Raw genomic sequence first — 11,134 nt, 5'->3', positions numbered from 1 at the left:
CTTTTCACTTTCAAGGGAATCCCGTCATGAACGACACAGCACTGCCCAATGACCTGCGCCTGGACACCGTACGCACGGCCTACCAGTCCGGGCGGATATCCCCGCGCCAGCTGATCCTGGCGCTGCGCGAAAAAGCCGCAAGGCTGAACAGCGATTATCACCTGTTCATCCACCTGCTCAGCCCGGCTGAACTCGAGCCCTACCTGGCCGCACTGGACGATCGTGATCCCAGAGACCTGCCGCTGTTCGGCGTGCCCTTCGCGATCAAGGACAATATTGATCTGGCGGCCATTCCAACCACCGCAGCCTGCCCGGACTACGCCTACACACCCGAGCACTCGGCAAGCGTCGTCGCGCAACTGATCGCACTGGGTGCAGTGCCCATGGGCAAGACCAATCTGGACCAGTTCGCCACGGGTTTGAATGGCAGCCGCTCGCCCTATGGCGCCTGCCCCAACAGCGTGTTGAACGAGTACCCGTCCGGCGGCTCTAGCGCCGGCTCGTCGCTGGCCGTGGCCCTGGGCGTCAGCAGCTTCTCGCTGGGCACCGACACGGCGGGCTCGGGCCGGGTGCCTGCGGCACTGAACAACCTGGTGGGAATGAAAGCCAGCAAGGGGCTGATTTCCACGGCAGGCGTAGTACCCGCATGCCGCACACAGGATTGCGTCTCGACCTTCACCGCCACGGCGCGGGAAGCCAGCGAGCTATTGGCACTGATCGCCGCCGTTGATCCGCGCGATGAGTACAGCCGTCGCAACCCGCTGTGGAACGACGCCTCGGGGTTCGGCACACCTCGCCCGTTTCGCTTCGGTGTACCCCGCGCCGAGGACCTGCAGTTCTTTGGCTGTGCCGAGGGGCCCGGACTGTTCAGTGCAGCCATCGACCACCTCACCGCGCTGGGTGGCGAAGCGGTCACGGTCGACCTTTCACCGTTTCTCGAAGCGGCGCGGTTGTTGTACGAGGGGCCGTGGGTTGCGGAACGCTACAGCGTCGCCGGGCAGTTGATGGAAGAACGCCCTGACGCGGTATTGCCGGTAATCCGCAACGTGCTGGCCAAGGCTCCCCAAGTCAGCGGGGTCGATACGTTTCGCGCGCAATACCGCCTGCAAGCACTCAAGGCGACATGCGATCGGGCGCTTGAAGGGCTGGAGTGCGTGGTAACGCCAAGCATCGGCCGCCCGGTGACATCCGCAGAGCTGGCGGCCGAGCCGGTGTTGCGCAATTCGGAGCTGGGTTACTACACGAATTTCGTCAACCTGCTCGACTACGCCGCCGTCGCCGTGCCCAGCACGTTCATGGGCAATGGTCTGCCGTGGGGCGTGACGCTGTTCGGACGAGCGTTCACCGATCAGTACCTGCTTAGCCTGGCCGACGCCTTGCAGCGGCAAACCGGCCTGCCCTTGATTGGCGGCGAAGCACCTCGACTGCCTGCGCCGCAGAGCACTGCGCGCAACGATATGGCGCGGTTGGTGGTCTGCGGTGCCCATCTGGACGGACTGGCGTTGAACTGGCAGCTCAGGCAACGCGGGGCACGCCTGCTGGAAACCACGCAAAGCTCGGCCGACTATCGGCTGTATGCGCTGGCCGGTGGTCCGCCGTTTCGGCCCGGCATGGTGCGGGTGGCCGAACAGGGCGTAGCCATCGACGTGGAGGTCTGGGAGTTGCCAAGTGTCGAGCTGGGATCGTTCCTGACCGGCATTCCGGCACCGCTCGGGCTGGGCAAGGTGCAATTGGCCGACGGCCGCTGGGAGACCGGTTTCATCTGCGAAGCCTATGGCCTGGAGGGTGCCCGCGATATCAGCCATCTCGGCGGCTGGCGTGCGCACCTGCAACAGCAGTAAGCGCAAGGCGGCACGCTCGGGCGTGCTGCCTCACTCTTTCAGCGCGCTGGCGTGTCGCGATACATAGTTGTGACCTTCCCCATCACGCTTCTCGAAATAATGGGCATTCATTCATTTTGACCGCACGTCATGAATCCCATCTGGAGTCCGCTTCGCCAGGACACGCTGTTTCACCCATCCTCATTGCTGCTGGAACAAACCAGCGTTCTGCGCCCCGAGCACAGCAGTAGCAGACACGACACGCTGAACGCATCGATACCGTTTACCCTGGCGGACGGCTTTTCAATGCCCGAACCAACGCCGTTGCCTGCGGTAGCGGAAGAAAGCGAGCCGGAAGACGCCGCACCACACATCGAACGTCAGCTCAGGGCCATGCGTAACAGTGCAGGCTTCCGGCTGATTGCCGACTCGCCATTGCTCCTGCAAGCCTGCCAGCTGGACATGGACTTTCCGCCGACCCGACAGGATTACGTTCGCCAGCACCTGACCGAGCTGCTCAGACAGAAAAGCGGCAAGGCACTCGACCCGGACGTCCTGCAGATCACCTTCAGCAACAATGACCGACCTGCTGTTGACGACAATGGACACGAGCATTACAGCGTCAGCCTGTCGCTGACCGATGTGGCGCTGGCCAGCTTCGAGCCTGCGCACTTCCAGGCGCTGTCGCGTAGCACCCTTGCCGATCTTTCACTGTGCGAAAACACGCCTGTGCTGACAACCGCGCAGATGTTCAAGCTGATTGGCGAGCTGCCGCTCAAACGCAATTACCACGCCGTACTGCAGGCTTTCAGAGCCCGACACGAGGCGACCTGGCGCACATTGTCGCGGCTGGCGTTCCTTGACAACCTGGCTCGGCAGCTCAATCACAGGCACATCAGCCGGGACGGCTATTGGCTGGCGCTGGACGCCATGGGACTTGACCGGTCTCCCATCGACACCGACACGATCAGCATGAGTGGACGAGGGGAAAAATCCGAGGTCCGGATCCTGACCCTGAATGGCAAACGGGTGCCGGAAATATTTCAGATCAGCTCGAAAACCACCTCGCACTGTTTCATTCACATCCTGGGTGCCAAGGGCAACGTCGTCGAATACATCAGCGATGATCCACGGCAAATGAGCAGACGCCTGTTGGCGGCGATGAACGCCTCGGGGCTCTACGGCCAGGTATTTCTTTCGCTTGAGCAGCATGCAGGCATCGTTGCCGAGGCGCCGCTGATCGAAGGCGACCTGTTCACCGCACTGACCCAGGCCTGGTTCGCCGGGCTTCTAGCCGACAGCCACGCGCGCAGCACGCTCGACCTGCTCAGACCGGTAGCGCGCAGTCTGGCGCTGGCTGGTGCAGCAGACCTGTGGCAGGTACAGCCAGGCATTCTGGAGCAGATCCCGGCTGCATCGAAAATGGCCGGCCAGGTCATGGCGAGCTATCTACAGGAAAACCACGCGCTGACGCTCAACCCCGAACAGGTATTCATCGCTTATCAACCCGGCTATTCGAGCAACCCCCTGGGCAACCCCAGATTGCCGCCTACGTATATTCACACGCCCGACCCGAGGCCGATCAGCCTGAGCGAGGCGCTGATAAGCAATTATCGAGTCGATCACCCAGCTGGCTACATCGACCACGGCGGCGGCACCATCGTCTTCCTCGACCCCACCGGGCAGGGCGACAGTGAGCAGGGTCAGTTGCTGGAGATCAGTCCGCAGGCGCTCGAGGATTACATCAGAGCCTTCGACTTTCTGACCTGGATGACCCAGCGCGTCCACGACTTCTGGGACCAGCGGAGAACCGCCATCGAACAGGCGTTCAGAACCACGTTCATCAGCCAGGCACTGATCAGCCTCAAGCGCGGCAGCCTCACGCGCAGCACCTTCGATCTGCTCGTGGAAACCCTTGCGCCCTCGGCGCCTGATCAATGGCGGTCACTCGGTTTTTTCGTCCAGGGCGCGTTGATCGACGGCATGCAACAACAGTACACCGGCCTGCTGGTTCTTGAGCAACCGGGCTCACCGAACGTGCTTTATCAGGCGGGCCACGCCGATGCGTTCATCGAGTTTGCAGATGACACGGCGCTGAAGCTGCATCTGAACCGGGCAACGGCCAATCCGGAATGGCGTGAGGCGGTCATGCGGTATGTTCCCCGCCGTCATCACCAGCGCCTGGACTACCTGCTCAAATTATGGGGCGGGACACAGGCGCCCAACCCACCCGTTTCCATCCTTCGCCCCTGGACCGATGCGCTGTACAACCCTGACACGCGACAGGCCATGAGCCACTCGTTGTGTGAAAAAAGGCTGGAAGACACGCCATTCGCTTTTCTACACCAACTGCTCAAACAGAACGCGCGGGATGACGCAGAGGATCAGATCGTCACGTCAACGCAGGTAACCCTGGCGGACTGGACCGACCGGCTGCAGCAATTACAGCGGCTGCTGGTGCCTATGTCCTTGTTGCTGACACCTGCGCTCGTTGCCTCCCTGGCGACGGAAATTGGCATCACCTCGCTGGCCATTGCCGCAACCCATCTGCCGGGCAGCCGTTACGCAGAGAAAAACCAGGCGTTGCTGGCTACGCTAACGCTGGGCTTGCTGCAACTGGCTCCGCACACGCCAAGGCTGCTGCGCTCACTGAGCCGAATCGTCAAACCTGCCGTGCGTAACCGCCAAACCACCGCGATTACACTCAACCGGGCGCTCGGCACCCGGCCGTTGCGCAGGCAATTTGTCACGCCGCGCCAGACCCGGCTGGAGAAATTCTTTCACACCGACGCCCTGCTCAAGCGCTGGACGGTCAGCACTGCCGTCTCGTCAAACCTGTTGCAGGTCCATGCCTGGAAGCTGGGTAAAAGGTTCCTCTTATGGACGTCCGACAGAGGTCAGGCGCGCATTCTGGTGGTCAGCAGCCATGGGTACTACACGCCGTGGTCCCGAACGGTGAAGATCCCCAACGGTACCGAGATTCGCACCTACGCGCCGCATGGCTACGAACTGGTGGACCCGAAGCTGCATCGGGTCGTCAATAAGAACGCCCGGCCATTCGCCCGTTCCAACACGGCGGTGCACAGCGTGATGCAGCCCACACCGCTTGAACCACTGCTTCTCACCGACGAGTTGATAGCAGGCACTTCGCTGCCCGGCAGGCTGAAGAACTACAGCCTGTCCAAGTTTCAGACGACGACCAGCGAGACCTATGACGAGATCGCAAGCGTGGTGGGCAATTCGCGCGCCTCGCCCCTGCGCGGCTGGTTGCCGCCGACGCCGATGGATGTTCTGACAGTGCGCAACCGCTTCGGCATGCCCCCGCCATCGCTGGCCGACCTGTTCGAAAGCCTGTCCATACAAGGCATCCATTACGACAGAATATTGCTCGTGCACTGCCGATGTGCAGCGATATCGGCGCTGATGAACCGTTCACCCGTCTATCATGCCCCGGCAGCGAGCTCGGTGATTGCTAATATGGCCTGAACCGAACACCCCGATCATCCAGCACGGCGCTTACTCTCGACATGACAACGGCCTCCCCTGACACCGCGCTGTGCCCCCTCTGCGGCTTCAGCAACCAATGCAGCCTCGCCGATCCGCGCACCGTGGACCAGCCCTGCTGGTGCTTTTCGCAAAGTATCGACCCGGCATTGCTGGCAGCGCTGCCGGATAACCTTCGCGACAAGGCCTGTCTGTGCCCGCGCTGCGCCGGGATCAAGGATGCTGCGCCAAATCCCCAGGCACGCCGGGCCACAGAGTAAGATGCGCGCCCCGTCCTTCGCTCGCCGTTATCGCCATGCGCCTTGATCGTTTCCTCAGCAACCTGCCACGCTTCAATCGTCAGCAAGTGCGCCTGGCGCTGGCCAGCGGACGGGTGCAGGTAGACGGCCAGGCAACCCGCGACCCGCACCACGAAGTACGCGAATTCAGTTGTGTGGCGCTTGACGAAGAAATCCTCCAGGCAGGCAAAGTCCCCCGCTACTTCATGCTGCACAAGCCCGAAGGCTGCGTCAGCGCGACGAGCGATGCGCAGCATCCGACCGTGCTCGATTTGCTGGACGAGCCTGACAAGCACGAACTGCACATCGCCGGACGGCTGGACTTCAACACCACCGGCCTGATGCTGATAACCAACGACGGTCAATGGTCGCGGCGCCTGACTCAGCCACAGAGCAAAATGCCCAAAGTCTATTACGTCGAGACCGAGCAACCGATCGACGAACGCTACGCCGCGAAATTCGCCGAAGGCCTGTATTTCGCATTCGAAGGCATCACCACGCAACCGGCGCAATTGACCTTGTTGGGGCCGCGCAGTGCGCGCCTGAGCATTGTCGAAGGCCGCTATCATCAGGTGAAACGAATGTTCGGCCACTTCGACAACAAAGTGTTGCGCCTGCATCGGGAAACCATCGGCACGCTGGCGCTGGACCCCGACCTGCGCCCCGGCAGCTACCGTGCACTGAACGCCGGGGAAATCGGCCTGTTTTGAACGTCATGGCCGCCTGGCAGACGCTCGTCGGATCGGCACAGGCCTTTGATCGACTATCGCATGTCTGTCACGAAACGCGGGCAATGTCATAGGCACGCATACCTGTCTACGCTAGGAGTGAAACCTATGTCGCCAGAAAAAGCAGTGCTCGACATTCAAGGACAGTTTCGGGTTTATACCGAGCTCTACCGCACCGATGCCGCCGCCAAGACCATCATTCTGGTCAACGGCTCGCTGGCCACTACCGCATCATTTGCCCAGACCGTCCGCAGCCTTCATCCGGCCTTCAACGTGGTGCTTTACGATCAGCCCTATTCAGGCAAATCCAAACCGCACAACCTGCATGGCGCGCCACTGACCCGGGAAGAGGAAGGCCAGTTGCTGCTGGAACTGATCGATCACTTCAACGCCGAGCACGTGCTGTCCTTCTCGTGGGGCGGCGCAGCGACGCTGGTTGCCCTGGCGCATCGGCCAAAACGCATCGAAAGCGCAGTGATCAGTTCGTTCTCCCCAGTGATCAACGAGAAGATGCATGACTACCTGTGTCACGGCATCACGCACTTGGGCGCACATAATCGTTATGACATGGGCCACTTGATCAACAACACCGTCGGCAAGCATCTGCCTACGTTGTTCAAGCGCTTCAATTTCCGTCATATCAGCAGCCTGGATGCTCACGAGTATGACCAGATGCATTACCACTTCAGCCAGGTTCTGGAGCTCGACCCGGACAATTACCTGACCGCAGGCAAGAACATCACCGTCCCCGTACTGTTCATCAACGGTGCCCTGGATGAATACACCTGCGCGCACGACGCAGCGCAGTTCTCCCGGTACCTGCACGATTGCAGCTTCAGCACCATCGACGCCACCGGCCACTTTCTGGACATGGAACACAAGGCCGCCTGCCGCGACTCGAAACAGGTACTGATGAACTTCCTGCAACCGGCACAGGTGTCACGCGACGGCCATAACCGGGTTCAGGACTATCCGTCCCTGACCTTCTGAAAACCGCACACGGAGCCACCGTCAGCTGCGGAGCATTGTCATCTGGCGGTGGGTTTTCAGGGTGAGTATCAGGGGGCAAAGCGCTGCGCAGTGAAATTAGCGCTTCAAATCAGGGCAGGGTTCTGGTACAAAGTCAGCCGCTCAGAGCAGCTCTCAGAGCGGGTATAGTTTAGTGGTAAAACGAAAGCTTCCCAAGCTTTAGTTGAGGGTTCGATTCCCTCTACCCGCTCCATTTCTCTCCTGACTCATCGATTTAACTGAAATCCATTGAGTAACAGCGAGACAGTCACGTAGTCCTCCTGCAAAGCGCTCCTTCAACGTGACACAGCGCAATGACCTCCCCCGCCGTTCGAACGGAATCTACGTCCTTCTCATCACTGCCCCGGCTCGCTAGCGCGTTCAATCGGGTCAAGGACAAATTCACACGCCCCCCGAACCACTGATCTCCGCTCAGCTGACGCTGCTGCATTGCATCTGGTGGCGCGGGGCATTCATGCGTTAAGCCCGTTACCGGTGTGCTTGAATATCCTGCAGCGGCAGCAGATCCATGACGTCACAGAACAATTGCCGGTGCTTCCAGTCGTTTCTGTCGCCAATCACATAGAGGCGTCGCTTGGCGCGCGTCGCCGCCACGTTCAGCAGGTTAGGTTCCGAAACAGCCCAGTCGCGAGCGCCAGCTCCGGCAGTGTTGCCGCCCAGTACGACGATGACGATCGATGCCTCCTTGCCTTGCATCGTGTGGATCGTGCCCGACACTAGCTTGCCTCGGAGCATGCGCTTGAGGTTTTGCTGCACAGCCTTGAAAGGCGTGATGACTGAAATATCTTTCGCCTCTACGCCATCGCCATGCAGCCGCTTGAGCAGGTCGCGTAAGACCTGCCCTTCCGCAGGCACCCAATTTCCTTCGGAAGCCCCACTGACATGTATCCACCCTGTCGGCAGACTGGCGAGGGTTTCTTTGTCGGCATGCGGTGCAATCGTTCCATACACCATCGCTCCGTCGTAGGCGATAAGGTTGGCGAGTGCATACATAGGCTTGTCGCAGCGGCGATGCACAACCAATGGCAATCCTACCCACGTCTTGCCACCGGCAGGCCCGGCCATGCGCCCCCAAGGGGTGGCTTCGTCAGCCAGTACCTGTGCGGATTTTTGATTGGGAATCCAGTGTGCATCAACACCGTAACGCGTACGCATGTGCTCCAGCACCGCATCGGATACGGTGACGATGGGCTTGAGTTGCAATGGGTCTCCCACCAGCAACGCACGTCGGGACCGCCACAGTGCGCCGACTGCCTGTTGCGGAGCGGCCTGACCTGCCTCATCCACGAGTAACCAGCCAATCTCACTGGCACCCAGCGAGCCAAACGAACGGGCAAATGATGCAAAGGTGCTGCTCAACACCGGAACGACCATAAACAAAGAAGCCCACGCCGAACGGATTGCATCGCGCGACAAGCCTTGGAAGCGCGAACCGGTCAACAGACTGTTGATCATGAATAAATTGGAACGCAGCCTTGAGGCCTCAAGTTCGAAGAACGTCTGGTGGAGCTTCAGGGCCTGGATGAAAACCCGCGCCCGAGCCTTCCGCCAGCCTTGAATGCGCCAGGGTTCGGCCAGTTCAATGGCATCCCCATCCCCGATAGCATTGTCTTTCAACCAAGCGAGCAGATGGTCGGCCTGATGACTGGTTGCCAGTTCCATGGCATCGCGCGTGAGCGTTTGGTCCTGCTGCTGCGATCCCTGAAGCACTCGGCGCGCTTCAGTGACTTTTCTTTCCGACCGGACCTTATCGATATCGAGTTGTTGAGTGAGACGTGTGATCCGCTCGAACTCGGCTTTGGCAATATCCCGCTGGCTTTCCAGCAGTTCCCGAGCGGCATTCCAGTCGCGCCGAGCATTTCCCAGGCTGAATAAATTTGACCAGAAACCGGGCCTGCGCGGGAGTTCCCCAAGTGCGTCAAGACACGTCTTGAGTGCCATATTAGCGGGGCCACCTTCCTCGTTATCCAGGCGCAAGAGTTCATTTGCTATCTCAATCAGTGACTGTTCGAATGACCGGAGCTTTTCGGAGTCTTCGGCAATCTTCTTCCTGACCTCGAGGATGGCCAGGATCAACTCACGAATCCGACTGGCGTCACTGCATGCTTTGCGTTCTTGCGCCTTGATCGCCTCGTAGTCAGAGACTGCTTGCTGCCACAGCGCTTGACGTTGCTCTGGAGAGCGGACCGCATTTACCTCGGCACTCACATTGAGCCAACCCCAAAATCCCTTCGGGCCCTTCTCTTCCTCGGGTAGAGCATCTTCGCTCTGGTTCTCGCTGTCGTCGGCGTTCTCCATCTCCGCAGAGGAGGCCGAAAAGAGTGCCTCCACAATGTTGTCGACGTCTTCATCAGGGTCGACCTCAGTCTCGTCCTCTACCTCCACTGCAACCTCGGCTCCGCTGCCAAACGGGCGCTGGCCATAGAAGTAACGATCTACGAACTTGTTGCGTCGTGCCTTGCTCCCCAGTGCACCGGAAATCAGTCCCCACGCAGGTTTATCCGAGACCAGCTCCCCCAGCTCGGCGAAATACTCTGCTTCTGGCAACCAGCTGTCATCAATCTTGTCTCGCTGCGGCAGCTCCAGCGTCACATTTTCCACGGCACCGTTGTTGGATGAAGCGACTACGATTTCGAAGCCATACAGTGCGGGGTTGAGCCTGAAACTGTATTGCTGCCTGCCACCGTCGTTGGCAGCTTCGCGTCCGTCGCTTGCGAATGCATCGGAAGCACGGCGTAGCTTGGCAAACGCATCGGCGCGGCTGGTGATAATCGCTGCAATAAGGTCGCGCAACAGCGTCGTCTTGCCCGTTCCAGGCGGGCCGTTGACGCCAAGCAGCCCTTGACCATCGGCCAGGGTGGACTGGATTGTGTTGACGGCCAGCTGCTGGGAATGCACCAGGCCCAAATGGTGCTCGGTAGGCCAACAGCTACTGGCGTAAGCATCCGGCATCAGTCGCCCCATCAGTGGCAACGATGCACGCTTATCGTCCATATGCAGGCGAAGCTCGGGATCGTGATAGCGCAGGTACTGATCCAGTGGTTCGCTTTTCACCCCCCTGGAGATCGCATCGGCGACATCGGCAAGATCGTCCAGCAAAAAGCTGTTCAGTGGATCGTCTTCCGACTCGGGCTTGTCGGGCTTGACGGGTTGTGAGCGAAAGCGAAAATGATGATGGTCCATCTCACCAAAAAAGTCCCCCAGCCCCAGGAGCTGGAGGGTCCAGTGAGTCAGTTCGCGCAAGTCTGCGCTTGATACCTCACCTTCGAACAGGGTGTTGGCGCGCTCCCTGACGGTCTTTTGGTCGGTCTCGAACCCTCTGGTCCAATCCTTGCCGGTCAATACCCGACCAAGAAACCACGCTTCGCTTGAAAGCACGAGGCTGTCATCGACCAGTCGGCCCGCCATCGTGAATTTTGCCGCAAACACGGCTGACTCGCGAAACCTGGGCTCCTGGTAGCCCTGATCGGCGCCGTACATCGCATCGAGCTTCTCGGCAACGAGACGACTGTCGTAAAGATGAGCATAGAGCGTGTGGCTCCATATGCGCTTCTTGGGCAGCGCCTGTTGACTGACGATACTTTCCGGAGTCCACGGAAGCAGCGGACGCTGAATTGACGTGTCATGGATAAACGCTTCGTATCGATTAGCGCGTTTTTTCAGCTTGGGTGCTGATTGTGGTTGCAACAACTCGACCGCATGCCAGTACCGGACGATGCTTTCTTGATCCATCAAAATGACTTCCCCTGACTCACTGATCGGGCCTTTTTAGGTG

General features: G+C 59.9%; 6 protein-coding genes and 1 tRNA gene. 6 read left to right on the top strand and 1 reads right to left on the bottom strand.

Annotated features, from left to right (window positions below):
- Positions 1-26 precede the first annotated feature (26 nt).
- From atzF to QRN50_RS11555, 6 genes are all read left to right on the top strand, one after another.
- The gene (gene atzF / locus QRN50_RS11580; RefSeq protein WP_060406371.1) at positions 27-1,841 is read left to right on the top strand and encodes an allophanate hydrolase; all 1,815 of its coding nucleotides are present in this window, start codon (positions 27-29) and stop codon (positions 1,839-1,841) included.
- Positions 1,842-1,970: 129 nt separating this feature from the next.
- On the top strand, positions 1,971-5,306 hold the full coding sequence (locus tag QRN50_RS11575; protein WP_096127069.1) for a dermonecrotic toxin domain-containing protein: 3,336 nt from the start codon (positions 1,971-1,973) through the stop codon (positions 5,304-5,306).
- Between the two features lie 41 nt (positions 5,307-5,347).
- Positions 5,348-5,584, top strand: a complete 237-nt coding sequence (locus QRN50_RS11570) for a cysteine-rich CWC family protein (protein ID WP_024642869.1) — start codon at positions 5,348-5,350, stop codon at positions 5,582-5,584.
- Positions 5,585-5,619: 35 nt separating this feature from the next.
- Positions 5,620-6,312, top strand: coding sequence for a pseudouridine synthase (locus QRN50_RS11565; protein ID WP_024642870.1), 693 nt, complete (start codon positions 5,620-5,622; stop codon positions 6,310-6,312).
- A gap of 126 nt (positions 6,313-6,438) precedes the next feature.
- Entirely contained in the window at positions 6,439-7,320 is an 882-nt protein-coding gene (locus QRN50_RS11560) for an alpha/beta fold hydrolase (RefSeq protein ID WP_057457179.1), read from the top strand.
- Between the two features lie 158 nt (positions 7,321-7,478).
- A tRNA-Gly gene (locus QRN50_RS11555) sits at positions 7,479-7,552 on the top strand.
- A 275-nt stretch (positions 7,553-7,827) separates the two neighbouring features.
- Here QRN50_RS11555 and QRN50_RS11550 read toward each other — a convergent pair.
- On the bottom strand, positions 7,828-11,091 hold the full coding sequence (locus QRN50_RS11550; RefSeq protein ID WP_096127068.1) for a DEAD/DEAH box helicase: 3,264 nt from the start codon (positions 11,089-11,091) through the stop codon (positions 7,828-7,830).
- Between the last annotated feature and the right edge of the window lie 43 nt (positions 11,092-11,134).

The organism is Pseudomonas sp. MEJ108 (assembly GCF_030208985.1).
Classification (GTDB): Bacteria; Pseudomonadota; Gammaproteobacteria; order Pseudomonadales; family Pseudomonadaceae; genus Aquipseudomonas; species Aquipseudomonas fragariae.
The sequence above is the reverse complement of the archived record's forward strand: the minus strand, read 5'-3'. Positions and strand labels throughout refer to the sequence as shown.

Coding starts and splice junctions, on each gene's coding strand:
- atzF (WP_060406371.1), top strand. CDS start 27: ATGAACGACACAGCACTGCCCAATGACCTGCGCCTGGACACCGTACGC.
- QRN50_RS11575 (WP_096127069.1), top strand. CDS start 1,971: ATGAATCCCATCTGGAGTCCGCTTCGCCAGGACACGCTGTTTCACCCA.
- QRN50_RS11570 (WP_024642869.1), top strand. CDS start 5,348: ATGACAACGGCCTCCCCTGACACCGCGCTGTGCCCCCTCTGCGGCTTC.
- QRN50_RS11565 (WP_024642870.1), top strand. CDS start 5,620: ATGCGCCTTGATCGTTTCCTCAGCAACCTGCCACGCTTCAATCGTCAG.
- QRN50_RS11560 (WP_057457179.1), top strand. CDS start 6,439: ATGTCGCCAGAAAAAGCAGTGCTCGACATTCAAGGACAGTTTCGGGTT.
- QRN50_RS11550 (WP_096127068.1), bottom strand. CDS start 11,091: ATGGATCAAGAAAGCATCGTCCGGTACTGGCATGCGGTCGAGTTGTTG.